Annotated in this window: 25 protein-coding genes; 12 read left to right on the top strand and 13 right to left on the bottom strand. The window is 38.0% G+C overall.

Going from position 1 to position 26,283, the window contains the following annotated elements:
- The first annotated feature begins 104 nt into the window (after positions 1-104).
- From PX700_RS08775 to PX700_RS08755, 5 genes are all read left to right on the top strand, one after another.
- Positions 105-962 (top strand): MipA/OmpV family protein, encoded by an 858-nt coding sequence (locus tag PX700_RS08775; RefSeq protein WP_024590955.1) that lies wholly within the window; start codon positions 105-107, stop codon positions 960-962.
- Positions 952-1,335 carry a DUF3019 domain-containing protein gene (locus PX700_RS08770; RefSeq protein WP_415638181.1) on the top strand — a complete coding sequence of 128 codons (384 nt, stop codon included), beginning with the start codon at positions 952-954 and terminating at the stop codon, positions 1,333-1,335. The genes PX700_RS08775 and PX700_RS08770 overlap by 11 nt, the downstream gene beginning before the upstream one ends.
- A gap of 24 nt (positions 1,336-1,359) precedes the next feature.
- Complete coding sequence (locus PX700_RS08765; protein WP_479520505.1) at positions 1,360-2,064, top strand: response regulator; 705 nt, start codon at positions 1,360-1,362, stop codon at positions 2,062-2,064.
- 19 nt (positions 2,065-2,083) lie between these two features.
- Entirely contained in the window at positions 2,084-3,376 is a 1,293-nt protein-coding gene (locus tag PX700_RS08760; RefSeq protein WP_415638179.1) for a sensor histidine kinase, read from the top strand.
- Positions 3,377-3,580: 204 nt separating this feature from the next.
- The gene (locus tag PX700_RS08755; RefSeq protein WP_479520504.1) at positions 3,581-4,936 is read left to right on the top strand and encodes a sodium-dependent transporter; all 1,356 of its coding nucleotides are present in this window, start codon (positions 3,581-3,583) and stop codon (positions 4,934-4,936) included.
- A gap of 50 nt (positions 4,937-4,986) precedes the next feature.
- Here PX700_RS08755 and PX700_RS08750 read toward each other — a convergent pair whose 3' ends face one another.
- Positions 4,987-5,433 carry a GNAT family N-acetyltransferase gene (locus PX700_RS08750; protein ID WP_479520503.1) on the bottom strand — a complete coding sequence of 149 codons (447 nt, stop codon included), beginning with the start codon at positions 5,431-5,433 and terminating at the stop codon, positions 4,987-4,989.
- Between the two features lie 72 nt (positions 5,434-5,505).
- Positions 5,506-6,249, bottom strand: coding sequence for a sporulation protein (locus PX700_RS08745; protein WP_479520502.1), 744 nt, complete (start codon positions 6,247-6,249; stop codon positions 5,506-5,508).
- A 266-nt stretch (positions 6,250-6,515) separates the two neighbouring features.
- On the opposite strand from PX700_RS08745, the gene PX700_RS08740 reads away from it, so the two are divergent.
- On the top strand, positions 6,516-8,090 hold the full coding sequence (locus tag PX700_RS08740; RefSeq protein WP_479520501.1) for a cation:proton antiporter domain-containing protein: 1,575 nt from the start codon (positions 6,516-6,518) through the stop codon (positions 8,088-8,090).
- A 350-nt stretch (positions 8,091-8,440) separates the two neighbouring features.
- Positions 8,441-8,665 carry a DUF3820 family protein gene (locus PX700_RS08735; protein WP_479520500.1) on the top strand — a complete coding sequence of 75 codons (225 nt, stop codon included), beginning with the start codon at positions 8,441-8,443 and terminating at the stop codon, positions 8,663-8,665.
- 88 nt (positions 8,666-8,753) lie between these two features.
- Here the strand turns inward: PX700_RS08735 and PX700_RS08730 are convergent, their stop codons facing one another.
- The 6 genes from PX700_RS08730 to ilvY form a co-directional block, all read right to left on the bottom strand.
- Entirely contained in the window at positions 8,754-10,001 is a 1,248-nt protein-coding gene (locus PX700_RS08730; protein WP_479520499.1) for an ATP-binding protein, read from the bottom strand.
- 25 nt (positions 10,002-10,026) lie between these two features.
- Entirely contained in the window at positions 10,027-10,719 is a 693-nt protein-coding gene (locus PX700_RS08725; RefSeq protein WP_415638172.1) for a response regulator, read from the bottom strand.
- Positions 10,720-10,733: 14 nt separating this feature from the next.
- On the bottom strand, positions 10,734-11,114 hold the full coding sequence (locus PX700_RS08720; RefSeq protein WP_479520498.1) for a DUF3019 domain-containing protein: 381 nt from the start codon (positions 11,112-11,114) through the stop codon (positions 10,734-10,736).
- Between the two features lies 1 nt (position 11,115).
- On the bottom strand, positions 11,116-11,991 hold the full coding sequence (locus PX700_RS08715; RefSeq protein WP_479520497.1) for a MipA/OmpV family protein: 876 nt from the start codon (positions 11,989-11,991) through the stop codon (positions 11,116-11,118).
- 328 nt (positions 11,992-12,319) lie between these two features.
- Positions 12,320-13,366 carry a GGDEF domain-containing protein gene (locus tag PX700_RS08710; RefSeq protein ID WP_479520496.1) on the bottom strand — a complete coding sequence of 349 codons (1,047 nt, stop codon included), beginning with the start codon at positions 13,364-13,366 and terminating at the stop codon, positions 12,320-12,322.
- A gap of 116 nt (positions 13,367-13,482) precedes the next feature.
- Positions 13,483-14,388 carry an HTH-type transcriptional activator IlvY gene (gene ilvY / locus PX700_RS08705; RefSeq protein WP_415638169.1) on the bottom strand — a complete coding sequence of 302 codons (906 nt, stop codon included), beginning with the start codon at positions 14,386-14,388 and terminating at the stop codon, positions 13,483-13,485.
- A 138-nt stretch (positions 14,389-14,526) separates the two neighbouring features.
- On the opposite strand from ilvY, the gene ilvC reads away from it, so the two are divergent.
- The gene (gene ilvC, locus PX700_RS08700; RefSeq protein ID WP_166421249.1) at positions 14,527-15,999 is read left to right on the top strand and encodes a ketol-acid reductoisomerase; all 1,473 of its coding nucleotides are present in this window, start codon (positions 14,527-14,529) and stop codon (positions 15,997-15,999) included.
- A gap of 192 nt (positions 16,000-16,191) precedes the next feature.
- A complete protein-coding gene (locus PX700_RS08695) occupies positions 16,192-18,111 on the top strand; it encodes a methyl-accepting chemotaxis protein (RefSeq protein ID WP_479520495.1) in 1,920 nt (639 codons plus the stop codon).
- Between the two features lie 88 nt (positions 18,112-18,199).
- On the opposite strand, the gene PX700_RS08690 is transcribed toward PX700_RS08695, so the two are convergent.
- Positions 18,200-18,529 (bottom strand): GIY-YIG nuclease family protein, encoded by a 330-nt coding sequence (locus PX700_RS08690; protein WP_479520494.1) that lies wholly within the window; start codon positions 18,527-18,529, stop codon positions 18,200-18,202.
- 107 nt (positions 18,530-18,636) lie between these two features.
- Between PX700_RS08690 and PX700_RS08685 the strand changes: the two genes are divergently transcribed.
- Positions 18,637-18,996: an outer membrane protein assembly factor BamE gene (locus tag PX700_RS08685; RefSeq protein WP_479520493.1), complete on the top strand. Its 360-nt coding sequence runs from the start codon at positions 18,637-18,639 to the stop codon at positions 18,994-18,996.
- A gap of 227 nt (positions 18,997-19,223) precedes the next feature.
- On the opposite strand, the gene PX700_RS08680 is transcribed toward PX700_RS08685, so the two are convergent.
- Both PX700_RS08680 and PX700_RS08675 read right to left on the bottom strand, forming a co-directional pair.
- The gene (locus PX700_RS08680; RefSeq protein ID WP_010553881.1) at positions 19,224-19,547 is read right to left on the bottom strand and encodes an RnfH family protein; all 324 of its coding nucleotides are present in this window, start codon (positions 19,545-19,547) and stop codon (positions 19,224-19,226) included.
- Positions 19,544-19,984, bottom strand: a complete 441-nt coding sequence (locus tag PX700_RS08675; RefSeq protein ID WP_479520492.1) for a type II toxin-antitoxin system RatA family toxin — start codon at positions 19,982-19,984, stop codon at positions 19,544-19,546. The genes PX700_RS08680 and PX700_RS08675 overlap by 4 nt, the downstream gene beginning before the upstream one ends.
- 147 nt (positions 19,985-20,131) lie before the next feature.
- On the opposite strand from PX700_RS08675, the gene smpB reads away from it, so the two are divergent.
- Positions 20,132-20,611, top strand: a complete 480-nt coding sequence (gene smpB, locus PX700_RS08670; RefSeq protein ID WP_007584119.1) for an SsrA-binding protein SmpB — start codon at positions 20,132-20,134, stop codon at positions 20,609-20,611.
- Between the two features lie 794 nt (positions 20,612-21,405).
- On the top strand, positions 21,406-23,997 hold the full coding sequence (locus tag PX700_RS08665) for a TonB-dependent receptor (protein WP_479520491.1): 2,592 nt from the start codon (positions 21,406-21,408) through the stop codon (positions 23,995-23,997).
- 88 nt (positions 23,998-24,085) lie between these two features.
- Here PX700_RS08665 and PX700_RS08660 read toward each other — a convergent pair whose 3' ends face one another.
- Both PX700_RS08660 and fadR read right to left on the bottom strand, forming a co-directional pair.
- Positions 24,086-24,691: a peroxiredoxin gene (locus PX700_RS08660; RefSeq protein ID WP_007378637.1), complete on the bottom strand. Its 606-nt coding sequence runs from the start codon at positions 24,689-24,691 to the stop codon at positions 24,086-24,088.
- A gap of 362 nt (positions 24,692-25,053) precedes the next feature.
- Positions 25,054-25,767 (bottom strand): fatty acid metabolism transcriptional regulator FadR, encoded by a 714-nt coding sequence (fadR, locus tag PX700_RS08655; protein ID WP_058548462.1) that lies wholly within the window; start codon positions 25,765-25,767, stop codon positions 25,054-25,056.
- Positions 25,768-26,283 lie beyond the last annotated feature (516 nt).

The raw sequence follows: 26,283 nt of genomic DNA, 5'->3' as shown, positions 1-26,283 counted from the left end.
TTTTAGCCAGCTTGCGCTTACACTTACTACATTTTTTTACAGATTAAAGGAACGAATTAACAATATACTACGCTTAATAACAAATAATAATTAGGCCCTTAGGGATGAGAAACGCTTTGCTTAACCATACATTACTGAGCATAACACTGCTTTTTTGCTGTATTTTTAGCACATCGAGTATGGCAAGTAACCGCTATTATGCAGACAATACGTTAGAGCCAACCCAAGGCTTTGCATGGGATTGGAGTGCTGGGGCGGGCTTTTATATTGAAGATTCTTACCTAGTCGGTATCGAATCTTACGATAAAGGCGTTGAGCTCGACTTAAGTCTTGCTGTTTCCTACGATAAATTTTACCTTGATTTTGATCACAATCAACTCAGTGGCGGCCTTGTAATAGGTTACAGCCTTATAGATAAATTTGATTGGGGCTTAGATATATTAGGCACAAATACTCAAGCTGGATTTGACGAGAAAGGCCTAGGATTTTATAACCATGGTGTTATAAAAGAACTCCAAGGTATAAAAAAACGTAATTACGACTTTGACGTTGGCCTTAGGCTCTCTCGCCGATTTGAAAACTCACAGTTCTCTTTTGAATACCTTCATGATGTATCTGGCGCGCACAATGGCTGGGTTATAAACAGCTTTTTTAGTCATATTTTGCCATGGCGAAACTGGGAGTTTAGATCTGGTGTTGGTTTAAGCGCCTACTCTGCTGACTTTACCAATTATTACTTTGGCATTGATAGCGATGAAGCCACCAGCCTTCGCCCGGTTTATAGCAGCAATGCCAGTACTAGTATTATTTTTGAGTTCCATGCTGAGTACCCAATAAGCCAAGATTGGGTGTTTTTATCCGGTTGGCTTACCACATGGTTTTCAAAAGAAATTGACGACAGCCCAATTATTTCCCAGGGATATCAACATAAAGCCAAGGTAGGCCTACGTTATGTATTTTAGATGGATCTGTGTATTACTGATCTTCCCCAGTACCTTTACTGTTAAAGCGCAGGAGCCTCCTGAGGCACTCATCGCACTACCCGACACCTGCGTTGCATTGCGCGAAGGGCGAAATTGCTATGCTGACGTTACGCTAACGTGGGAGCAACCTACTATTGGTAATTACTGCCTACGTGACGCCACCTCAAAGTACATAATGCAATGTTGGCTTAAACAACAAAGTGGTACTTTTAATTATGCTTTTGACTCACAGCAAAGCATTTCGTTTGAACTATTTGACAGCAATACCTCTAAAATAATTAGTATTACCGAAGTAAAGCTTCAATGGGTATATCAAAACAGGCAAAAAAAGCGCCGCTGGCGACTATTTTAATACCAATCGCATTAAGGATATTTTATGGATAACTACGGCACTATTTTACTTGTTGAAGACGATGTATCACTTGCTCAATGGGTTGCTGAATATTTAACAGAGCAAGGCTATACAACGCATGTTTGCCATCGAGGTGACGAAGTTGTTAGCCAGGTAAAAACGTTAAATCCAAATATTGTGCTCCTTGATATTATGCTCCCGGGGCAAGATGGTATCAGCGTGTGTAGAGAGCTTCGTAGCTTTTATAATTCGCCTATTATAATGCTCACCGCACGCGATGAAGAAATGGATGAAGTCATTGGTTTAGAAGTAGGTGCAAGCGACTACATAATGAAACCTGTGCGTCCTCGTGCATTGCTAGCGCGTATAAAAGCAGCCCTTCGCCAAAACAATGAGCCAAATACCCCACACGTTAACGAAAGTGTTATTCAAGTAGGTACGCTTAGTATTGATACCGAGTCTCGTAATGTAAAACTTAACGAGCAAGACATAAATATATCAAGCGCTGAGTATTTACTGCTTCATTATCTTGCAAGCAATGCGGGCCAAGTGGTCTCTCGTGATGCTGTATTTAAAGCAACCAAAGGTAGAGAATACGACGGACTTGATAGAAGTGTTGATGTACTTATTTCTGCACTACGCAAAAAATTTAATGATGACCCACAAAATCCAGAAAAGATTAAAACTATTTGGGGTCGTGGATATTTACTTGTTTCTACTGCGTGGTAATAAAGTGATGAATCAATAAATGAAAAAGTTTTATATATCGCTTCTTGGCAGTGCGCTTTTATCTATTGTGGTATTAGGCTGGCTTATTGATGCCTTTAGTCAGCAGGCGCATACCCCACAGGATGAATTTAGTCAGCAAAGTAAAATGATCACGGGTTTTAGCAAGCAGTTAGCTAATATACCCACATCTGAGCGCAGCGATTACGTAAAACAACTGGCGCTAGAGTTTGATATTTTAATTGATTACAAGCCAAATGAGTCACTTGCTTTACCACCATCTTTATTATTACAAATGCATACACCGGGTGGACTGATTTTAGAAGATCAGCAGGGCTTTTATATGCTTTATAGCAGCGCCGTTTTAAACCCTTTTCATTTATCAATGCGTTTAGACAAAATAGTTGATATCGAGCAGCATAATGACATTGTACTTACCCTGCTATTTTACGCAGGCTTATGTGTCTTTATGGGGTTTATTATTGCGCCCTTAGCAAAACGATTAACTGTGTTAAACGAAGCCGCTAAAAAGTTTGCCTCAGGTAATGTTCAAGCCCGAATAAAAGTATCGCATTTTACTTACATTAAAGACGTAGAGCTCACCTTTAACCGCATGGCCAGCCAAATAGAGAAACTTGTCGCTGAAAACAAACTAATGGCTTCAAGTTTATCTCATGACATACGCACCCCTATTGCGTGTCTACGTTTTGGTTTAGATGCCGCATTAGATAGCCACGATGAGCAAAAAATAAAACAGTATTTAATGCGTATGGAAAATGATTTAGATCATATGGAATCGATGCTTAGTAGTTATTTAGCATTTGCCACACTTGAGCAAAACGCCAACAAGCTCACTTATTCTTCAACAAATATTAAACTCTATTTAGAAGATATTTTGATACAGCTTGCCCCTAAGCTTGAAATGCAAATGCTTAGCGTACAACTCAATAGCCCTGATGAAATAATAAATGCAGACCTTCACTGGCTTGCGCGTGCAATTACTAATTTATTAACTAATGCCTGTGACTTTGCTAATCAATATATATACTTAAGCGCAAAGTTACATGAGCAGCAGCTTATAATAACGGTAGAAGATGACGGCCCAGGTATCGCGCGGGAAAACTTTAGTAACGTATTTAGCCCATTTTTTAGAGAAGAAGATCACCGAAACAGAGCCGATAAAAGTTATGGGCTTGGTTTAGCTATTGTAGCTAAAGTAGCCGACTGGCATCACGGTAGTGTTAAAGTGACTAAAAGTAATCAATTAGGCGGGGCGTGCTTTACTCTTATTATTGCTCAGCACCACAACCCGTAAAGCAATTCTTACAGACTGTAATTAACAATTATTAAACAAAATCAACTCGTTATTTTAAACGTCTCGATAACAATAATCAAAACAGATAGATATTACATACACTCTACTTATTAAATTGTGCAGTATCAGCAAATAAGCACTTTTTATTTATTTACATTTCCAGTAGATTGTCAGCGCCGTCACACAATAGAGAAGTACAATAATATGAGCGCAGTTAGAGGCGAGTTCAGCTCTCGCTTTGGTTTTATTATGGCCGCCGCGGGTTCTGCCGTTGGTTTGGGCAACATTTGGGGATTCCCTACACAAACAGCCAGTAATGGCGGTGCTGCATTTTTAGTCGCATATTTAGTGCTTGCGTTCTTTTTAGCCTACCCCGCTTTAATGGCTGAGCTGATGATTGGCCGTCATGGCCAAGCAAATGCGGTTTCATCACTTCAAAAAATATCTAATAAGCCATGGCAAAAACATTTTGCCTTTATTGTTGGTTTTGGCGGTATTTTATGTGCTGGCTTTATACTCAGCTTTTACGCCATTGTTGCAGGTTGGATGCTTAGTGCTACAGCTGAGCCCATAGCCACTTTAGTCGGCGCCAACACAGCATCGACATGGCTAAGTGAGCAATCACTTACTCGAAATGTTATATTCACTCTCGTCTTTATCGTACTAACTGTCGCAATTATCAGTAGAGGCGTAGAAAACGGGATTGAAAAATGGTCTAAACGATTAATGCCCGCTCTTTTAGGAATTTTATTTGCACTTATTGCTTATGTAATGACGCAAGATGGTGCTATGGAAGGTTTAAAAGCCTATTTGGTTCCTGATTTTTCATCTATTTTTGACGCAAAACTATTAGTTAGCGCACTAGGACAAGCTTTCTTCTCTTTATCGCTAGGTACTAGCGTAATGATTATTTACGGCTCGTACATTAGCAAAAAAGAAAACCTTGTTTCTTTAGGTGCTTATGTAACCCTTATTGATGTATTTATAGCTTTTGTAGCGGGTTTACTGATTATTCCGGCCATGTATGTAGCACAAGCTCAAGGCGTTGAAATTTTCTCTGCCACAACGGGTAAACTACTCTCTGAAGACACATTAGTGTTTCAAGTACTCCCTGCTTTATTTGATGGTATGGGCGACGTAGGTTTATTTGTAGGCTTTTCATTTTTTGCGTTAATGAGTATTGCCGCTTTGACATCATCTATCTCAATGTTAGAGGCGCCAGTATCATACACCGTAGAGCGATTTGGGATGAAACGTGTTCAAGCAACGTGGTTAATTGGGGCGCTAATCGCTGTCGTTAGCATTACAATTGTGTGTAACCTTAGCAGCTTATTTGGCTTAGTAATCACTCTCACTACAAAAGTAGCTCAACCTTTACTTGGCCTGATGTGTTGTATATTTGTAGGCTGGATTTGGTACAGAGGCTCATTACTTAAAGCAATTAAAGAAGGTAATCCTGAGGTCCATAACACATTGTTTTGGAAAATATGGCCTTGGTACACTAAGTTTGTGTGTCCACTTGCTATTGGTATGGTGTTTTTACACTCTTTGCTAAGCTAAGCTTAAAATATAAAAGCTCACATTTGTGAGCTTTTTATATTTGTACTGATTTATAACACTTTTAAAATCATATCTTGATGGGCAATACCGTCTTCTAAGTATTCATTTCCATAATCTTCAAAACCAAAAGAGCGATAAAACTCAAGTAAGTAAGTTTGAGCGCCAATATAAATATCACGCTCAGGCCAGTGCCTCTTACAACAATTTATAGCTTCGGTTACAAGTAAGCCTGCATACCCCTTACCACGCGCATCTTCACTTACAAGCACGCGCCCTATCGCGCTGTATTGTGCACTTTTTTCATAGCATCGCGCGTAAGTTTGTAGTTGTCCATTATCCAATGTATATAAATGCCTTGTATTTAAAGCAATATCTACATCATCAAGCTCAGGGTAAGGACACGCCTGCTCTACAACAAACACATCAACACGTCCGCGCATAATAGTAAAAAGAGTCAGGGAGTCGAGAGAGTCAAATTGCTCACATTCAAATTGCATATTATTAAATCCTATAAACAATAAACCCAGCCTAGGCCGGGTTTAATAAAATTATTCACTTGTTAGTTTATATTAAGTAAATAAGCGCTCTAGCTGATCACACAACTGCGATAAATTTACATGGTCATGCTCTATGGTTAAATCTACATAACCATCGCCTCTAAAGGCTCTATCAAGTTCTATTAGTACATGGGTTTTATGTGCCTCTGGTACAAATGATAATTCAATCTCTTGAATACCAAATAAGCTACGACTATTTGGCTTATATTCAAGTTCTTGATAACAACCAGATAACGACTGAAAAGTAGATGCGCGTAAGTGACCTTTTTCTACATCCGCTTTCATCAAACTAAAACCCAATCTTTCCATTGCCTGCATACATGTTTTAACGGCTTCATTAGGGTAAATGTGTAAATGGTCTTTATCTGTTGGGTCGAGTGCTAAGTCTATGTCTAAGCCTGTTTCTAGCCATACATGTGATTGATTATAACCTGCATTGATTTCTGTAATAGGTGTTTCAGAATGAAGGCGTGCTTCAAAAGGAATATTTTTAACTTCACCAGGCTCAATTGTACCAATATCAGTAATTCGCCATTGGTCAATCACATGATTAGTAAAATAATCGCCATCATCACCCGCCACTTTTACACGGGTCATTAATAATAAGTCTAGCCCTGCAATCTCTTGGCTAACATCACCTGCGGTAATGACTATTTGTGCGTTAAAAAGCTGACCAGGCTGTAGGTGTTCAGTTTCTAAAATAGTGTCTACTTTTGCAGCACCAATACCTACCGACGCTAAAATCTTTTTAAACATATATTTCTCCTTAAGCTGAGCGACTCTATTATTTGCTCCGGCTTAAACTTCTTCGTTATTGCATCTTAACCATATTTAAAAGCGGTTGTCAGTGAAAAAATGTTATTTACATACTATTTACGATTAAATACGTGTTTAATGTGCATTTTTTATACGTGGTTGGGCAAGTAATTGATTAGGCGCGTTCATTTTTAGGTCTATTTTTATTTTCAATGGTATAAATTTTTCGTTACACTGCAATCCCAAATGAAGTGATATTAAGAATTATGGAACTAATCTATTTTGCCGCCGCGTTTGTTTGTGGTTTTGCTGTTTATCAATTAAAACTACCTCCTCTTATTGGCTTTTTACTAGCAGGTTTTGCTTTAAATTTATCGGGTTATAAAAGCACCGAATTGCTCGAAACAATTGCAGCTCTTGGTGTTACCCTTCTTCTTTTTAGTATTGGTTTAAAGCTAAAGGTAAACAGCTTAATTAAACCTCAAGTGTGGGCGCCTGCAACTCTACATATTATTTTTAGTAGTGCATTATTTAGTGGCTTTATGTTGCTGCTTGGTGTTTTCGCCATTCCACTGTTTGTTGATTTAAGTTGGCAAAGTGCTTTATTGGTTGGATTTGCACTTAGTTTTTCAAGCACTGTATTTGCAGTAAAAGTACTTGAAGAGCGCGGAGAAATGGCAAGCCTACACGGCAAAATAGCCATTGGTATATTAGTAATGCAAGATATCTTTGCCGTTATCTTTTTAGCTATTAGTACCGGCAAAGTCCCAAATGTATGGGCAATTGCATTAATAATTGCCCTACCTTTGTTGCGCCCAGTAATGTATGGCGTATTAAATCGCTCAAAACATGGCGAACTATTACCATTATTTGGTTTTTTCTTTGCTCTGGTCGCTGGGTATCATGCATTTGAATTTGCAGGCCTAAAAGGCGATTTAGGTGCACTAATAATAGGAATGATGTTTGCCCCTCACAAAAAAGCAGGCGAGCTATCAAAATCTCTGCTTAATTTAAAAGACATATTGTTAGTCGGTTTCTTCTTAAGTATTGGTTTAAGCGCAGAGCTAACTACTAACTCACTAATTGTTGCCATTATACTTGTTTTAGTTTTACCTATTAAAATAGCGCTTTATTATGTGTTCACTAACGTATTTAAACTACGCGCGCGTACATCGTTACTTACCGCTTTTAGTTTATCTAACTACAGTGAGTTTGGATTAATTGTATGTGCAGTGGCAGCAACTACTGGCATGATCACCTCTGAGTGGCTCGCTGTAATGGCAATTGCCGTTTCTATTACTTTTGTAATTGCTTCGCCACTTAATAAGCGTTCAAACGAGTTATACGTAAAAATAGAGCACTGGCTATTAAAATTCGAAAGTAAAACACGTTTAGCTGAGGAGCTACCCGTTAACCTTAACGATACTAAAATAGTCATTTTTGGTATGGGCCGTATTGGTACCGGTGCTTATGAGACTATCAACGCGACTCACCCAAATGTTGTTGCAGGTATAGATATAAAACCTGAGGTGGTGGACAAACACGTTAACAGAGGGCGCAACGTATTAATTGCTGATGCAACCGACCCTGACTTTTGGCAACGAGTAAATCACTCACAAGTAGAAATGGTTATGCTTGCAATGCCAAAGCATATGCAAAATATCTTTGCTCTAGAGCAGCTACAAGCCTCTGGTTATAAAGGCCAAGTAACAGCTATTGCAAACTACCCTGATCAGCAAAAAGAACTAGAAGAAATGGGTGTTCACTCTACTTATAACTTCTACCTAGAGGCCGGTAGTGGTTTTGCAGAGCATGTTAAACAAGAACTGTTCAACGAATAACCTCTTTTTATGACGTTCATAAATAACAAAGCCTTAAAAAATTAAGGCTTTGTTATTAGCTTTTAAATAAAAAGCAATTCTATTTACATTCCTTTACAAGCCAATTCTCCATAGCAATAAAAAACAGGTAGACTAGCGATGTTGGTTAAATAAGAACCCATGTTCTAATAATAACTTAATTAGATCCCAGCTAATTGATGTTCAACTAGGTTTATATTAATTAACATAAAATCATTAAATTAGAGGGCCTACTCCCTCGCAAAATAGGCTGTTTCTTGCCTGTCACAGCCTATTTTATATCTCTAAAATCCCTTACACTTACACATACTTTAAATACATAAGTAGTTTTTATGGATCCAAAACAACTAAAAATAGCTATTAATACCATAATGCCGTTTGGGAAATATGCAGGACGCCCGTTATTGCTTCTGCCAGAACCTTATTTGGTGTGGTTTAACAAGCAAGGGTTTCCAGATTCAAAGCTAGGTAGCCAACTTGCGATGATGTACGAAGTAAAACTAAATGGCCTTGAACAAATGCTAATGCCATTACTTGAAAAAAAACAAAATAGTTGAGAACTTTTTTGAAGGTACGCGGTCTATTATATTGCTACTTGTTGATTTTGGTTTTTAACCGCAAAAAAAGCGCCTTTAGGCGCTTTTTTTATATCTTTAATGTGAGAGGTAAACATACAACAAATTTTGCTCCGCCTAAACTTGAGCTTTCAACTATGCACTTACCCTGATGCCACAACACAATTTTAGCAACTATAGCGAGACCCAAACCAAAACCACCGCTACCTTTGCCCCTGCTTTTATCTAGGCGAGTAAAAGGTTTAAATACATTTTCTCGCTCAGCCGGGTCAACACCTTCACCATCATCTTCAACAATCAATACGATGTGATTTGTCTCTTGTTTCAGGGAAATTTTAACCTGTTGATGTGTATACTTGAGCGCATTCCCAATTAAATTTTGAAATACTCGCGCCATAAAATGGCTATCGCAATAATAGTTTAAATGATCAGGAAGATGTGTAGAGAGCGTTGTTCGCGCCTCAAAATTTAGCTTTTCAACGGTTGTTTTTACCAACCCAACTAGATCACAATTTATTGGCTGTAGGCTGGGTTGTTGAGAGTCTAATCGCGCGTATTCAAGCATTTCAGAAACTAGTGACTCAAGCTCACTAATGTCTGTTTGCATGTTTGTTAGGTATTTTTCGCCTTTTTCATCAAGTATTTGTTCTTGTAGCATGACAATTGCAAACTTTAAACGTGCTAGTGGCGTTCTAAATTCATGCGATACCGATGAAGTAAGCTCTTGCTGCGCACTAAGTAAAAACTCAATACGTTGCTGCATTACCTTTAATGTATCGGTGATAGGTAAAAAGAAAGACTTAGAAGAATCATTTAACTGAAAATCTTGTAAACCCTCTACCGCTTCACATGCTTTACGAAGCTTTGCAAAATCGCGCCACAGTAAAAAGCTCCATAGCCCAACTGGTATACCTACAACAATAAGGAGTAATAAATAGGGCCAAACAGAAGATGATTGCTGCGTTAACACACCAACCGGCCCTACTTGAAGTAACGAGTCATTACTAATATCTACATACCAAACAATGCGTTGTTGCTTATCATATAAGTATAAGTAGTGGTTTTTATCGAGCTGCGATTGTTGTTTTTGAGGGAGTATTAAATCGCGTCTATCAATCACTTTACTTTCAAAGTTATGTTTTAGCTTTTTAAGACCATTGGGGGTTTGTGAGAGCAACCAGAGTGATTGCCCAAACTCATCGTCTAAGAGAACTTGCTGTTGCGACTCTTCATAAGGCCACAACTGCTCTATAACACCACTTACTACAAACAAAGAAACGATGATGTATAAGTATAAGCTGGTAAACAGTTTTCCCATTAAAGCCGACTAACCTTAAATAGTTCTAAAGATCCCACGCATCAGAAACAAATAAATAGCCTTGTCCCCATACAGTTTTTATACGATACGGCTTATCGCTGTTATCGCCTAATTTTTTACGAATTCGTGATACGCGTACGTCAACAGTTCTATCAAGTCCATCGTATTGACGGCCAATCATATGTTGGTGCACATGCTCTCTACTTAGTACTTCGCCCGCATTTGATGCTAATAACCATAGTAGCTCAAACTCGTGTGATGTTAATACAATCTCTGAATCACTTAGCTTTACAATGCGACTTGTTTTATCAATAACTAAATCACCAAACTGAAGTTCTTCACTAGATTTTACGATTGGTTGCCCACGACGAAGTAATGCATTAATTCGCGCTAATAATACACGTGGCTCTGCTGGTTTTATTACGTAGTCATCAGCGCCAAGCTCTAAACCAAGTACTTGGTCAAAGTCTTCACCTTTAGCTGTTAACATTAAAATTGGCAGAGTAAATTTATCTCTCACTTGGCGGCAAACGCTAAAGCCATCTTTACCAGGCAGCATAACGTCTAAAATCATTAAATCGGGTGTATTGTTTTCTAGGTAATTAAACACTTCATCACCGCGGTCTAACACTGCGACTTCAAGGCCATTATGTTCAAGGTAATCTTTTGTTAGTTGTTGTAAACCGAGATCATCTTCAACAAGTAAAATTTTTGGCATTAGTTGCTCCTAAATTAAAAAAAGCTCCACGGAGAGCGAAGCCTACGCCTATTTTTTTTAGCATGGGCGCTTTGTACTTCAACCTGTGTTTTTGCTATTAACACACCCGTATGAGGATTGATTAAGGAGTATATGGTCTCCACCTGAACACGCGCTTTATAATTAAATTGCCCTGAAAGTTGCTGCTGCCAGCATTGAAGCAGTTGTTCTTGCTGATACAAACAGACATCACTATAGGCGTTTAATTGCCATTTAAACTGTAAATCAAGATCGCAAAAATCCTGCTGTTCTGAAACGACGCAGACTTTTGGAGAAACATTAAAAACAGGGGGTTGTGCCTTACTAAAGCCACTAAAAAAAGTGGCCATAAACACAACTAATATTGAATACTTCATATTAAAAAGTACGGTCGAATCCTATAAATGCAGTCATTGAATAAGTACGTTCAAAAAGCGGACTGCCATCCATAGCCGAATAGTCGTAATATGCTACATGAAAACGAATAGAGTCAGCCTTACTCAGTGGCCAACGGGCGTCGATTTTAGCATAAGGTTGCCAACTACTACCAACGTCTATTTTACCAAACTGGGTCTCATCCTCTTTAAGTCCATAAAAATAGCTATTTAGTTCCGCTGATTTATAGTTTATCCCAAGTGTTGGCTTTATTTTGAGCTTTCCAAGCACAGTGTGATACTGCCACTGCAATGCTGCGCGTGCACCTCGATAAACATCGGTTATATCATGTAGGGCCTGAACCGAAAAAACATGGCCTTCATTTACATAGTGATATGCAATACCCGCATCCAGTGCAATGTGCCGTTTGTGCAAATCATCAATATCAACATAGCGAGAGGACGAGGCTTCATCTTGCATAACAAACTGATTGTTGAGTGCACTACTTTGTAGTGTAAATACATTTTTAGGATGCCAATCTATAAAAAAGCGAGACTCAGAGTTAAGTTCACTAACTAGGTTAAAGTGATGTTTTGGGGATTGTATAAATGAATAGCCAAGGCGACCATTATCAAAAAACCATTGTTCTGCATAAAACGCAACTTGAGGAATAAGCACGAGCGGAATATTATCTCCACCATGCAAAGGGTTAGTTATAACTCCAGCCCCTATACTTAAACTCAAATGTAGGCGATCGGTTGCTATATCTTGCTCTGTATAATCGTCAGTATGTTCACTAGTTTGCGTTGCATGCAGCGAAAAGCAAGCAAACAAAGTGCTAAAACATAGAGCAGTTAATAATGAGAGAGAATAGCGCATCAGCGTACATCAAAGTAATAAAATAAGTGAGTTCCCCATACTAGCAAGGTCTTTTTAAACTAGCTCTAGCTGGTTACAATTATTCACAATTTGTATACGAAAATGTTAATCTTTATGTTTCCGCAGGTTATTTATCTTTCCGAAACTGTACTTTAAGGTACTTTTAAAATCAGACACAACGACGAAAGGCCATTATCTAAATAGAGGCTACAAGGTGCTAACACGTTACAAACCTACTTTATTACCTTTGTAGCCGACTAGGTTAACGATGTTGATATTATTACTCTAAATTAGGCGGCTTTAATCGAGATCAAGCATCTAATACTTGTTAAATATCAGGTGCTATTTCTATACGGTTTCGTCCATGTGTTTTGGCAATGTATAAGGCTCTATCTGCACGTTCAACTAAAACAGAGCTATTAGTAAACGGGCGTAAAATTGCTAAACCAAAACTTGCTGAAATAGCACGCTTTGCAGTCACATCATGCTTTTTACGAATCGCCAATTTTGCAATAGCTAAACGAATACAATCTGCAAACGCTATTATATCGTTAATAGTGTCAAAATAGGCTGTTATGCAAAACTCTTCGCCGCCATATCTATATACATTTTCAGCTTCAGTTGTATTCTCTCTTACTTTTTTGGCAACTAATCTAAGTACTTCATCACCCTTTTGATGACCAAAGTCATCGTTAAAGCGCTTAAAGTGATCAATATCAAACATAATAAGAACAGCAAGAGAATCTTCTTGTGCTTGCTCTGAGTATTCAAAGCAAAAATTTACAATATCTAGATCAAACTTACCTCGGTTATAAAAACCAGTAAGTGTATCGGTATCGGCAACTTCTTTTGAAATATTTAGTGCTTCTTTTAAATCTTTTATTTCATTGTAAGCAATGGCTAACTTAGTTTGAAATTCTCGAGCATAATCTTGCATTGCAATAGAATCGTCAGTTAAACGCTCAACACAACCTAGTATCTCATTGTAAGAGCTTACATCAACAAGCATATTCAACTCGTTTTGTGAGTCAACTAAGCTTGTTGTAAAACTTTTAGAGTGATCAAGCGTTGTACTTATATCCTGCTGAACTTGTTCCATAGTTGTATGAAATTTTTCAGTTATTTCTTGAAAAAAAGCGAGATCGTCTTGCGTTAAAAATTTGTCAAAAATCTCTTTTGCTTTGTCTTGTGAGCATGTTTTTTGCTCAGCAATAACATGGTCTAATTCAGCATTTAGTGAAGGGTTGCTTCCTTGAATGTAACAGTACCAAATTGCATAGTTGATAGGGGTTACCGGCATACGGTACTTTACCATCAAAGGAATCGCCTTTTTTAGGCATTGGGCAGAATGAGCAAGTGATACTGCGTGGTTCATAAATAAACTCTCAAGCGTCATTGTTTTTATTATTAGCGCTCAATGTTAAGTAATAGTAAACTTATACGCAACCTATATTCATACCATTTAACTAACTTGCTTGTTTTCTGTGCATATTAAATCGCTTTTGCCTCTAAAGTTTGCGCAATATTCCACAACGCACTGATTGCAGGGTCATTTAACTCTTTCCTTAATACTGCCAAACCAATATCAAACCCATCAGGCGCTTGCATTTTTGGTGTTAGTATTTGTACTTTATCTTGCAGAGGGCTGTTATCTAACACTATTTTAGGGACCATTGCGACACCTAATCCTAAGCTCACCATAGAGACCATTGCTTCGTGCCCAGCAACTTGGGCGTAAATTTTTCCGTGAATATTATTTTTACGCCACCAGTGTTCTAATCTTTGGCGAGAAAAGCCTTGCTCTGGCACAATAAATTCCAAATCAGACCAATTAATATCATCACCATTTTGTGTTAGCTTTTGTGTGATCGGACATTGAATTTTTGGGCCAATTAATAATAGCGGAGAGTGACCAATATCAACAAAAGCAATTTGCGTCGGTAATTTACTTGGCTTAGCTGCAATAGCCATTAATTCGTGTCCATCTAACACGCGGTTTATAGCAAGTGCAGGATCTCCTGTATTTAATGTTATTTCTATATACTGATGCTGCGCACGAAGTTGCTCTAATATTTGATGTAAAAAACTATAGGATGCAGTAACCGAGCAATAAATACTTACTTTTCCGTAAATATGTTGCTGTGGATCTTTTACATTCGCTTTAAAGCGCTGCCAATTAGCAAGCGTTGCTGTCGCGTAATCAATAAACGACTCACCTTCTCGCGTTAATTTAACACTGCGGTTATCACGTATAAATAATGCGACACCTACTTCCTCCTCTAAATACTTTATATTGCGGCTTAAAGTCGGTGCACTTATATGGCAAAGCTCACTTGCACGCCCAAAGTGGAGTGTTTTAGCCAACGCTAAAAAGTAGTTTAAATGTTTATGATCCATACCTAATCCTGTATTTCATATTATGAAACACTTTAATTCAAATATATCATTTTACGCAAGCAACGATTTTACATATGGTGTTTGTAAGCGCAATAAACATTGCGCATCTAACAAACATGACTTTATAGGACACTAACAATGGCGAATTATTTCAATACCTTACCTTTACGCGAACAATTAGCGCAATTAGCGCAATGTGAATTTATGGACGCAGGCGAATTTGCTGATGGCGTTGATGCACTTAAAGGTAAAAAGCTGGTTATTGTAGGTTGTGGCGCACAAGGTTTAAACCAAGGCTTAAATTTACGTGATTCTGGTTTAGATGTTTCTTATACATTACGCGCATCAGCTATTTCTGAGCGTCGCCAATCATTTTTAAATGCATCTGAAAACGGTTTTACAGTAGGCACATACGAAGAATTAATTCCTACAGCCGACGTAGTATTAAACCTAACACCAGATAAGCAACATACTGCAGTAGTAAGTGCAATCATGCCACTTATGAAAAAAGACTCTACACTTGCCTACTCTCACGGTTTTAATATTGTTGAAGAAGGCATGCAAGTACGTGAAGATATTACCGTAATCATGGTTGCGCCTAAATGTCCTGGTTCTGAAGTACGTGAAGAATACAAACGTGGCTTTGGTGTACCAACATTAATTGCAGTACATCCAGAAAATGATCCTCAAGGTCTTGGTTTAGCACAAGCAAAAGCCTATGCAGCTGGAACAGGCGGACATCGCGCAGGTGTACTTAAATCATCATTTATTGCTGAAGTTAAGTCTGATTTAATGGGCGAGCAAACCATTTTATGTGGCATGTTACAAACAGGCTCTATTTTATGTTTTGATAAAATGGTAGAAAAAGGCATTGATGCTGGTTATGCATCAAAACTAATTCAATACGGCTGGGAAGTAATTACCGAAGCACTTAAGTACGGTGGCGTTACTAACATGCTTGACCGCCTTTCAAACCCTGCAAAAGTAAAAGCGTTTGAACTAAGTGAAGAACTTAAATTAATTATGCGCCCACTTTATAACAAGCATCAAGATGACATCATCGACGGGACCTTCTCGCGCACTATGATGGAAGACTGGAATAACGATGACGTAAACTTACTTAAATGGCGCGCAGAAACAGCAGAAACTAACTTTGAAAAAACCCCTGCTGGCGATGTAGAAATCTCAGAACAAGAATTTTTTGATAACGGTATTTTAATGGTAGCCATGGTTAAAGCAGGTGTTGAACTTGCATTTGAAACCATGACTGCGGCAGGTATTATTGAAGAATCAGCTTACTATGAGTCATTACATGAAACGCCATTAATCGCCAATACTATTGCGCGTAAAAAGCTTTTCGAAATGAACCGTACTATCTCTGATACTGCAGAATATGGCTGTTACTTATATAACCATGCATGTTTACCACTATTAGCTGATTTTATGAAAAACGTTGATACCGACATTATTGGTAAAGGCCTTGGCGAGCACAGTAACCAAGTTGATAACCAAACATTAATTCAAATCAATGCCGCACTGCGCGAACACCCAGTTGAAAAAGTAGGTGCTAAATTACGTGGCTACATGTCAGCAATGAAAAAAATTGTTTAACCCTAAGCAATAAATGTTTCGCTTGTTAGAAACCAAGCCCATATGTTTTACATGTGGGCTTTTTTATACTCATTCATAAAACTTTAATCATCCAACGCTACCTTCTATCCATCTCTTTATAGGCAATATTTAGATCAAAATAAATAATGTGCTAATATAGTCCTCTACTCAGTTGTAAAATTAATTAATATCATGACGATACAAAACCTTTCTATTACTCAAAAAATCACAGCTTTAGGCAGTGCTATTGCTATATGTGTAGCCGCGCTTATTGGCTTGACCTCTTTATACAGCTCAGAAGATATAATTGAGCAACGTATGATTGAGTCAGAGCTCCCTAGTAAACTGCAAACAATCAGCAATCACATAGGCGGTGAAATCAACGAGTTACTCGGTGCTGCTCAGCAACTATCATCGAATGAATTTATTTTACAATGGGCTCAATCAAACAACCAAGACGATACCTTACTATTAAAAGAGTTAAATCGCGTTGCCCAGCAATACGATTTAGCCACCGCATCTTGGGCAAATAGAGACACTGCACAGTATTGGAATCAGCATGGTTTTTTGCGTGTGTTAAAAAACGATGCAGCCGATGGCTGGTTTTTTGCTTTTAAGCAATCAAAGCAACCTTACTCTATAAGTATTTATCAAGAATCAGCCAATGATGTAAAAATGTTTATAAATCATCAGCAGGCTAATGGTACTGGTTTAGCAGGCCTTGCAAAAAGCATCACTGATATGCAAAAGCTATTACAGCAATTTAAAATTGAGCAAACAGGCTTTGTATTCATTGCAGATAAAAGTGGATTGATTCAGCTTCATAAAGATGCAAGTAAAGTAGCTAAAGCAAATATTGATGATTTATATACTACAAATATCCACAGCCAACTATTTAATAGTAATGGCTTTGCGCTAGAAGAAATCAGCTTAAATGGCGAACCCACTCTTATCGCTGCTACGCCAATCAAAAATACCGATTTATATGTTGTAGCTCAAGTGCCAAAAAGTGAAGTTTTCGCAAGTGTAAATACCCTGCAATGGCAAATATTTACTTTTACGGTAATTACAGCATTGGTTGCGAGTTTAATCAGTTATTTACTTGCTCGCTCACTTTCATCTCCACTTTCTAAAATGGCTGAGTTATTTTCACGCCTAGGCTCTGGCGATGCAAACTTAGCGTATCGCTTACCAGAATCAAACCAACCAGAGCTTAACAACCTAAGTAATGGCTTTAATCAGTTTATTAATAAAATAGAAACAGCCATTACTCAGGTTGCCAGCGAAAGCCACGATATACGTCAAAGCTCTGATCATGTATTTGAACAAGCCAAACGAAACTCTCAAGCAATAGATCACCAAAAAGAGCAAACAATCTCTGTCGCAGCCGCCATAAATGAAATGGGCGCGACAGTGCAAGAAATAGCGCAAAGTGCTGCAAATACAGCTAAGTTAACCGATAGCAGCCGCGAAAATACAATTCAGAGCCACAACCAAGTATTACAAAGCCAAGCAACTATCTCAGCCCTTGCCAGCGATATTGATGGCATTACAGAGCAAGTTACTTTACTTTCTAAAAAAACTGTAGATATAGCAAGTATTGTTGACTCAATTAGAGGTATATCGGATCAAACTAATCTACTTGCTTTAAATGCGGCTATTGAATCTGCTCGCGCAGGTGAACACGGACGCGGTTTTGCTGTTGTTGCTGATGAAGTACGTGCACTGGCAAACCGTACATCGCAATCAACTACCGAAATCCAATCTATGATTGAAGAACTTACAAGAATATCTGACGATGTAGTTAACGATATTGGTCAATCGAAAGATAAAGCACAGCAAAGCGTTGGTGCTATGCAGAACTCAGTAGAATTACTCGATACGATAACCGAAACAGCCAATGAGATAAATGATATGGCTACGCTCATAGCGACTGCAACTGAGCAGCAAAGTAATGTGGTTGCCGATGTAAGTCGTAATATTGAGCAGATTAGCGAAATTAGCGATAAAGCAATGAGCGAACAAATCAATACAGAGCAAGCTATTCGAGACTTAGCAAACAGCGCACAAACACTTGATGCACTTGTAGCTACCTTTGAAAAACACCGCTAAGTAGCTATAGTACTGCACGTCTGCTATGAGCAAAAACTATATTCAAAGATAGTTTTTGCTCACAACCAATATACTTAATTTCAACAAGCTAAGCGTTTTCACTATCGCCGCTATTAAACGCTAAAACGTACGCTTCCTTTTTAGCTCTAGGGAGCTTTTTTAATTGATACTCAAGCTTACTTGCTTCACTTTTATTACCTACTTGTTGTTGATGGATAAGTAAAAGAGGCCCTTTTCCTCTAAGGTTTTTAGCCCCTTTACCAGCTTGATGAGTTGCAAAGCGTTTTTCAACATTAGTCGTGATCCCTGTGTACCAATGGCCTAATCGCGTTTCAACTATATATAAAAACCAAATGGACTCAGTTTTTAAAATATTCGTTTCGATGTGTTGTAAACTTTTTTCATTATTAGTGGTCAAATCATTACCTTAACGCCCTTAACACAAAACAATTGCTTAAAAGGGTTTTACCTTCAGTGACTAATCGGTATCATGCAGATTATAAAAAATAAGGATCACAACTAACAATGCAGTCGTTAAAAACTTTTTCTCTTTGGCTTATCGTCGCTTTAACACTTAGCTCAGCAGCAGGTTGCTCTAGCTGGGTATATCGAATTAACATCCCACAAGGCAACTTTTTAGAGCAATCTGATGTTGAAAAACTTCGTGTAAACATGACCCGAGAGCAAGTTGTTTATGTATTAGGTAGACCTATTGCCGAGGACGCCTTTGATAATAATACTTGGCGTTATATTTACAGCTTCAATAAAGGCCGTAAAAACGAACAAAATAAAGAGTTAGTAATTAACTTTGAAAATGAAAAGTTAGTTTCAATCTCAGGTGATTATGACCAACCTGAAAACTTTAACACTCCTCTAGAGCAATAATACGCTATTTGGTATTCATAAAAAGGTGAGCAATGCTCACCTTTTTAGTATCTATAAGTAATACCAACCTGCATAAATCTTTGATCAATTTAACGAATTAAATTGCACTATAACGTCGTTAAAAATTTTTTATTTAGAACAACTAGATACAAAAATTTTTGCCTAGTTCTAGCGTAATTTTCTTAACGTTAAATAGACCCCATATATAAACAGATTGGTATAAATAATTACCGCTCTATTGGACGTCCACCGGTTATTTTATTTGCCCTACCTTCATCTTTTGCTTTTTCAGCACGCTTTCTGCGCGCATCTTTAGGGTCTGCAATTAATGGGCGGTATATTTCTATACGGTCACCATCTTTTAGCTCATAGTTAGCTTTTACAGTTCGATTCCAGACACCTAACGTTAGCGATGTAGCATCTATTTCAGGGCATTTTTCAATAATGCCAGACTGAATAACAGCTTGCTCTACTGTAGTCCCTTGTGGCACTTCAATTGATAAACACGTGGCCGTGGTCGGTAATGCAAATACTACCTCAACATTAATCATACCCGCGCTCCATAAACCTGCTTTGCACGCTGAGTAAATGCACTCACCATATTTTTGGCTACATCATTAAAAATCTTACCAAAAGCGAGCTCTACTAATTTACTCGAAAATTCAAACTCTAACTCTAACTGTACTTTACACGCTTTAGTATCAAGCGCTTGAAAATGCCAGCGCCCTTTTAACGTCTTAAACGGACCATCAACAAGGCGCAGTAACACGGTTTGTTCATCAACAAAGGTGTTTTCGGTGGTAAACCACTTTTTTATACCCGCCTTAGATATTTCTAAACTCGCGGTCATGTTATTATCGTGCTGTGAAACAATTTTTGAGTCTGAGCAATTTGGTAAAAACTGTGAATAAGCTTCTACATCATTAACTAGATCAAACATCTCTTTAGTGCTGTACATAACCAGCGCACTTTTTTCTATTTGTGGCATACTCACTCCCAACTGTGTGAGCGAATTTTAGCAAGCTTTGCGCGTTTCCCCAAATTTTCATGCTGCTTAAATTAAAGCTAAATTTTTAAAAGCATTATTAAAAAAATCGATGTAAAACATCTCACATTACGTATATTATAGGGCACTATGGCTAAGAAAAATTCATCAAAATCGACAAGTAATACCATCGCGCTAAACAAAAAAGCGCGACATGAGTATTTTTTACACGATAAGTTTGAAGCGGGTGTTGAACTACAAGGCTGGGAAGTTAAAAGTATCCGAGCTGGTAAAGTAAATATCACAGAAACTTATATTCATCTTAAAAATGGCGAAGCATTTTTACTTGGCAGTCAAATTCAGCCACTTATTAGTGCGTCGACCCATGTAATTTGCGACCCGCTACGTTATCGTAAATTGCTATTAAGCAGACGCGAACTTGACCGTTTATTCGGTGCTACAGAGCGCGATGGCTATTCTTTAATAGCTACAGCGATGTACTGGAAAAACTGCTGGGTAAAACTTGAGTTTCATCTAGCAAAGGGTAAAAAGCTACACGACAAACGCGAAGACGGTAAAGATAAAGACTGGTCGCGTGAAAAAGAACGCTTAATGAAGCATAAAGCATAATTAAAAACGCCTAATTTATTAGGCGTTTTTAATTTCACCTATATAAAACTCAAAAAATACCAATTCGCTTAATTAAGTAATCTATTATGAGATAGAAAATGGTGTCGATAACAAGACAAAAACTTGTTATACCAATCTGCTTATATATGGGGTCTATTTAACGTTAAGAAAATTACGCTAGAACTAGGCAAAAATTTTTGTATCTAGTTGTTCTCGGCAATTGCTCCCTGCATTGCTCTACCTCCTGCATCCATGCAGTCGTAAATAAAAAATTTTTAACGACGTTATAGTGCAATTTAATTCGTTAAATTGATCAAAGATTTATGCAGGTTGGTATTACTTAGCCATTATCAGCAATTACTCCTGCATTACCCCACCTCCTGTATCTATGCAGTCGTAAATCAGAAAAATTCAATACCTTTAGCATCAACTTTAACTCCTCAAATTGATTAAGTATTATTGCGAATTGGTATTACATAATTGAATAAATTAAAAGCAGAAAAACAAACATAAGTTTTAATTTATAGAAATAAATTATTACAAATTATTTTAATCATTAGCTATTCCACACATGGCTTCATCTAGCTATATAACAATTATTAACCCTATGCCCTATTCACGCTTAGTTTTACCTAAAAAATAAAGTGTAAATAAGGTCATAAAACCCACAAAAAAGCATTAAAACTAATACTTAAATCACAAGTTAAGCCAATTGCTAACACTTAAGTTACATGATATTAATATCCGCGCTTATTAAGCAAATAATTTAATAACATATCAACAAGGACTTAAGGATGAAGCAATTAACTGCATTTACACCGAGTATTATTGTGGGCGCAACACTCGCATTATCAGCAGGTTTTACAACAACAACATACGCCGCTGAAGAAGCTAATAAAGTAGAGCGAATTCAGGTTACTGGTTCTCGTATTAAGCGAACTGATATTGAAGGGCCTTCTCCGGTACAATCAATCGGTAGGGCTGAAATCGAAAACATGGGTTACGATAATTTACAGCAACTTCTAGAAAGAATGCCAGTAGCAGGCAGCGGTACTTTTTCTACTCGTGGTAACAACCAAGATTCAACCGCTAACGGTTCAGCAGCAGTAAGCTTACGTGGCTTAGGAGCTGATGCAACACTGGTACTGATCAATGGTCGCCGTGTATCAATTAGTGCCTTTGCTGAAGGTATCACCAACTCGTTTGTCGATATTAACAGTATTCCTGTTTCTGCTATTGAGCGTATCGATATACTAAAAGATGGCGCTTCAGCTATCTATGGCTCAGATGCAGTAGCGGGTGTAGTTAACGTTATCTTAAAGAAAGATATTGATGGTGTTGAAATTAATTTAGGCTATGGCGGTACTGATGGTCCAAATTATGAAGAAACAACAGCAAGCCTAGTTTGGGGTACTACAAGCGAAAAAAGTAGTGCATCTGTTATTATCGATTACTTTAAAAACACATCTCTTTCTTCTGATGAAATGGGCAGCCTTGGCACTGCTAACCAAGCGCCATATGGCGGTGAAGATTTCCGCTCATCACGTGGTTTTCCAGGATCATTCGATGTTAATGGCGTTCAAATGGCCGATCCAAACTGTCCAGCAGATCGCGTAAGTAGCAGTAATAGCTGTGTTTTTGATTATGGTCCTTATGGCTATATTTCACCAGCATCTGAACGCATTGGGGCTATTTCGCAGTTTGAGTATAATTTTGATAATGACATTACCGCATTTTTAGAAATGGCAGTGCAACATAATAGCTCGGTTGCCATGGGCGCGCCAACGCCATTAGATAAAGCCGCAGGTTTAACTGTCCCGGCAAACCATCCTAATAATCCTTTTGGTCAAGACGTAGGGATTAATTATTTTAGGACTGTGGATGCTGGGGCCCGTCAATGGGATATTGAATCCGATACGCTGCGTTTTGTAGCGGGCTTAAAAGGCGAAATAAACGATTGGAGCTGGGAAACTGCGGTACAAAAAGGGCGTAGTAAATCGCTACAAACTGGAGATCGCACACAAGGCTGGGTACGCACCGACTTTCTACAACAAGAAATTGATGCTGGCAACTATAATCCATTTGGCGGCACTTATAACGATCCTGCTGTAATTGACCGAATCACAACCAGCTTAGTACGTCGCGGTGAGTCTCATATGACCTCTTTTGATGCTAATATTACTGGTGAAGCGTTTAGTTTTGGTGGCGAAGCTGTAATGATGGCCGCCGGTATTGAGTACCGTGAAGAAGATGTAAATGATATCCCTGATGATCAATTTCAACGTGGCTTAATATTTGGTACTGAAGCTGTATCAGCGTCTGCAGATCGCGAACAATACGCCGCCTATATCGAGTTTTCAATTCCACTCGCTGACAACCTTGAACTGCAATTAGCAGGTCGTTATGATGATTACAGCGATTTTGGTACAACAACAAATCCAAAAGTAGCTCTGCGTTGGGCGCCAAACGATGAGATCACAGTTCGTGGTTCTTGGGCGCAAGGTTTTAGAGCGCCTTCTTTAGCACAAGTTGGCCTTGGTCCATCAGAAAAGAGTCAGTTTTTTAAAGACAACTACCGATGTGATGCTACAGGATTAGATTGCGAGGCACTTGATTATAATATTGAATTTGCAGGTAACCCTGACTTAGAGCCTGAAGAGTCAGAATCATGGAATGTCGGTTTTATTTGGGCTCCTAGTGCAGAATTTGGCTTGAGTATCGATGTCTGGAGCATTACTCAAGATAACAAAATCGATGAAGAAGAATTTGGCCCAATCTATGATTCTGAATGTAACAACCAAAATAGTACTATATGTGAGCGCTTAGCCCCTACAGGTGGCGCGAGTCTTGGTACTATCGATAAAATCCATAGCACATTTAAAAACTTATCATCGCAGGAAGTATCTGGTGTTGATGTTTCAGCAAACTATAACCACTCTCTTGATGACTTAGGTTTACTTAAATTCAATCTAGAGTGGGCATATCAAGATAAGTTTGAAAAAGATGACCGTGATTACACGGGTGAATATGGCTACCCAGAGCATCGCTTTATTTTCTCAACCAACTGGGAAATTGGTGAGTTTAACACCAATGTAAATATCAGTTATGTAGGAGAGTTTGAAGATACGCCTGATATCGACTTTGATGGCAATTTAGACTTTGATAGCAATACTTCACGTATGATTGACTCGCAAACGCTTGTTGACTTACAAACGTCGTACCGTATTACTGAGTCAGCTAAAATATCTTTAGGTGTTAATAACTTATTTGATGAAGAGCCACCATTTGCAATTGGTGATGGCGATGGCGATTTATACGGTTATGCATCAGGTGTACACAACCCTAGAGGCCGCTACTTGTACACTAAAGTAAGCTTCTCGTTTTAACTTTGCGAGCTTATTTTAAAGTGAGCTAACGCTACAAATAAAAAAACCGCCAATTGGCGGTTTTTTTTATTTAAAACTAAGGGCTAAATTATAGCTCGCCTTCGTTTTCAGATAAAAACTTAGCAACGCCTTCAGGGCTTGCGTCCATACCTTTTTTACCTTCAGTCCAACCAGCAGGACATACTTCACCGTGCTCAGTGTGGAACGCTAGCGCGTCAACCATGCGAAGCATTTCGTCGATGTTACGACCTAATGGTAAGTCATTCACTACTTGGTGACGTACGTTACCTTCTTCGTCGATTAAGAATGAACCACGAAATGCAACACCCGCTTCTGGATGTTCAACGTCGTATGCTTTACAAATCTCGTGTTTAACATCTGCAACTAGTGCGTATTGAACTTTACCAATACCGCCGTCTGCAACAGCAGTGTTACGCCATGCGTTATGTGAGAATTGTGAATCGATAGAAACACCAATTACTTCTACGCCACGCTTTTGAAACTCTTCAAAACGCTTATCAAATGCAATTAGTTCCGAAGGACATACAAACGTGAAATCTAGTGGGTAAAAGAAGATAACTGCTTTTTTACCTTTAATTGTTTCATGAAGATTATAGCTATCTACAATTTCACCGTTACCAAGAACAGCTGCAGCGGTAAAGTCTGGTGCCTGGCGGCCTACTAATACACCCATTTTATTCTCCAAATATTTTGAGTTTTTTTCAATTGCTTTCGCAATGCTGGTACTTATATGGGCGCTAAAAATTAAAAACCAATAGCGCGTACATATAATTAATTGGCAGTTTAGAGTTATTCACTACAAAAGAACAATCGTATTTAACGATGTGAGTAATCGAAAATAACGAACACTCATAACTTTTACTAATACACGTGAATAATAAATCTATTCTCATGTATAAGTTGCGCTGTGATTAGAGGAAGTTTTTAATTAGATGGAAGAGAGTTTAATACATAGATTGTTTAAAATTTATATGCTGTGGTGCTTAATTTTTATAAACACAAAAAAACCTGCAGATGCAGGTTTCTTGTGTAAATTTAATCCATTATATCTGAAGGCATATCATCACGAATTTTTTGCCAAATTTCGCCGGTTTGATGACCAAACTTACGCATCATCGAAATAGCTCCATCATGCTCTCTATTTTGAGCAAGAACGGTTAAATCTTTGTAAAACTGACGAGCTAACTCACGAGTACCAGCATCAGAGAAATAATGACAGCCAATTTTGAAGTAAAACCCTCTAAAACCGTTAAGGATCAATACATAAATACGGTTGTTACCAGCAACAGCTAATTCGTGATGAACTTTATAATCGTAATCAGCAAATGCCTGCGCTGTATCTTCTAATTCATCGCTTTCTGATAAAATTTCAATTACGCGCTCTGGGTTTAACTTAATTGCGGCACGTGTATAAATAGCACTAATATTAGTACGTGCAGATAAAAGCTGATCTGTCAGCTCTGGCATCTTGTCTTCATCTAAGCGCGCTAATGTTTCAAGAATGTTTAAGCCAGACGTTTCCCAAAAGTTATTTACTTTTGTAGGTTTACCATGCTGAATTGTTAGCCAACCATCACGTGCTAAACGCTGTAATACTTCTCTCAAGGTTGTTCTTGTAACACCAATTAACTCTGAAAGTTCTCGCTCGGCAGGTAAAATTGAACCTGGAGGGAAATCGCCGTTCCAAATGGACTCAACTATATATTCTTCAGCAAATCCTGCTGGGCTTTTCGCTTTAAAAATTCTCATCCAGTTCCCACTCGAATTAATCAACACTCATCGTTTTACACGAATAACTGACTGATTGTACCAGACGAAGCATAACTAACAAGTAAAGTCAGGTATATTAATAAGCAAATGGGTAGAAATTAAAGATTAATAAATAATAAAATTTAGGTTTCTCTAATATAGCTACAATGTATAAATTTACAGAGCAATATTCATTGTAGGTACATTGTAATTATTGGTTTTTTATTTACACCATACTTAGCTGAATCAACTTAAAACACATAAGTACATTAACAAGGAACACCTATGCAACATAGCGTTCTAACTGCAACTTTAAAGAATTATTTAGCCAATACACCAATGTAGTATAAGTAAGCGATATAACTGAGCCTATGTAACGATGGTAACTAATAGAACATCATTTTGCCTCTGTTGAGACTGCATTGAGTGGTCATTAATTTCATCTTATAAAAAACGACTTCGGTAGCTTTTTTTTCCTTTTTGTTGCTGCATACTTTATCCTACGTCATAATCTAA

This window comes from Pseudoalteromonas sp. TP27 (assembly GCF_056470645.1).
Note: the sequence above shows the minus strand (reverse complement) of the source record. Positions and strands in the feature narration are given on the sequence as shown.

Coding starts and splice junctions, on each gene's coding strand:
- PX700_RS08710 (WP_479520496.1), bottom strand. CDS start 13,366: ATGAACCACGCAGTATCACTTGCTCATTCTGCCCAATGCCTAAAAAAG.
- PX700_RS08715 (WP_479520497.1), bottom strand. CDS start 11,991: ATGCGCTATTCTCTCTCATTATTAACTGCTCTATGTTTTAGCACTTTG.
- PX700_RS08735 (WP_479520500.1), top strand. CDS start 8,441: ATGGATCCAAAACAACTAAAAATAGCTATTAATACCATAATGCCGTTT.
- PX700_RS08675 (WP_479520492.1), bottom strand. CDS start 19,984: ATGCCACAAATAGAAAAAAGTGCGCTGGTTATGTACAGCACTAAAGAG.
- PX700_RS08695 (WP_479520495.1), top strand. CDS start 16,192: ATGACGATACAAAACCTTTCTATTACTCAAAAAATCACAGCTTTAGGC.
- PX700_RS08775 (WP_024590955.1), top strand. CDS start 105: ATGAGAAACGCTTTGCTTAACCATACATTACTGAGCATAACACTGCTT.
- PX700_RS08765 (WP_479520505.1), top strand. CDS start 1,360: ATGGATAACTACGGCACTATTTTACTTGTTGAAGACGATGTATCACTT.
- PX700_RS08750 (WP_479520503.1), bottom strand. CDS start 5,433: ATGCAATTTGAATGTGAGCAATTTGACTCTCTCGACTCCCTGACTCTT.
- PX700_RS08665 (WP_479520491.1), top strand. CDS start 21,406: ATGAAGCAATTAACTGCATTTACACCGAGTATTATTGTGGGCGCAACA.
- PX700_RS08685 (WP_479520493.1), top strand. CDS start 18,637: ATGCAGTCGTTAAAAACTTTTTCTCTTTGGCTTATCGTCGCTTTAACA.
- PX700_RS08720 (WP_479520498.1), bottom strand. CDS start 11,114: ATGAAGTATTCAATATTAGTTGTGTTTATGGCCACTTTTTTTAGTGGC.
- PX700_RS08680 (WP_010553881.1), bottom strand. CDS start 19,547: ATGATTAATGTTGAGGTAGTATTTGCATTACCGACCACGGCCACGTGT.
- smpB (WP_007584119.1), top strand. CDS start 20,132: ATGGCTAAGAAAAATTCATCAAAATCGACAAGTAATACCATCGCGCTA.
- PX700_RS08745 (WP_479520502.1), bottom strand. CDS start 6,249: ATGTTTAAAAAGATTTTAGCGTCGGTAGGTATTGGTGCTGCAAAAGTA.
- PX700_RS08730 (WP_479520499.1), bottom strand. CDS start 10,001: ATGGGAAAACTGTTTACCAGCTTATACTTATACATCATCGTTTCTTTG.
- ilvY (WP_415638169.1), bottom strand. CDS start 14,388: ATGGATCATAAACATTTAAACTACTTTTTAGCGTTGGCTAAAACACTC.
- PX700_RS08755 (WP_479520504.1), top strand. CDS start 3,581: ATGAGCGCAGTTAGAGGCGAGTTCAGCTCTCGCTTTGGTTTTATTATG.
- PX700_RS08770 (WP_415638181.1), top strand. CDS start 952: ATGTATTTTAGATGGATCTGTGTATTACTGATCTTCCCCAGTACCTTT.
- fadR (WP_058548462.1), bottom strand. CDS start 25,767: ATGAGAATTTTTAAAGCGAAAAGCCCAGCAGGATTTGCTGAAGAATAT.
- PX700_RS08740 (WP_479520501.1), top strand. CDS start 6,516: ATGGAACTAATCTATTTTGCCGCCGCGTTTGTTTGTGGTTTTGCTGTT.
- PX700_RS08760 (WP_415638179.1), top strand. CDS start 2,084: ATGAAAAAGTTTTATATATCGCTTCTTGGCAGTGCGCTTTTATCTATT.
- PX700_RS08725 (WP_415638172.1), bottom strand. CDS start 10,719: ATGCCAAAAATTTTACTTGTTGAAGATGATCTCGGTTTACAACAACTA.
- PX700_RS08660 (WP_007378637.1), bottom strand. CDS start 24,691: ATGGGTGTATTAGTAGGCCGCCAGGCACCAGACTTTACCGCTGCAGCT.
- ilvC (WP_166421249.1), top strand. CDS start 14,527: ATGGCGAATTATTTCAATACCTTACCTTTACGCGAACAATTAGCGCAA.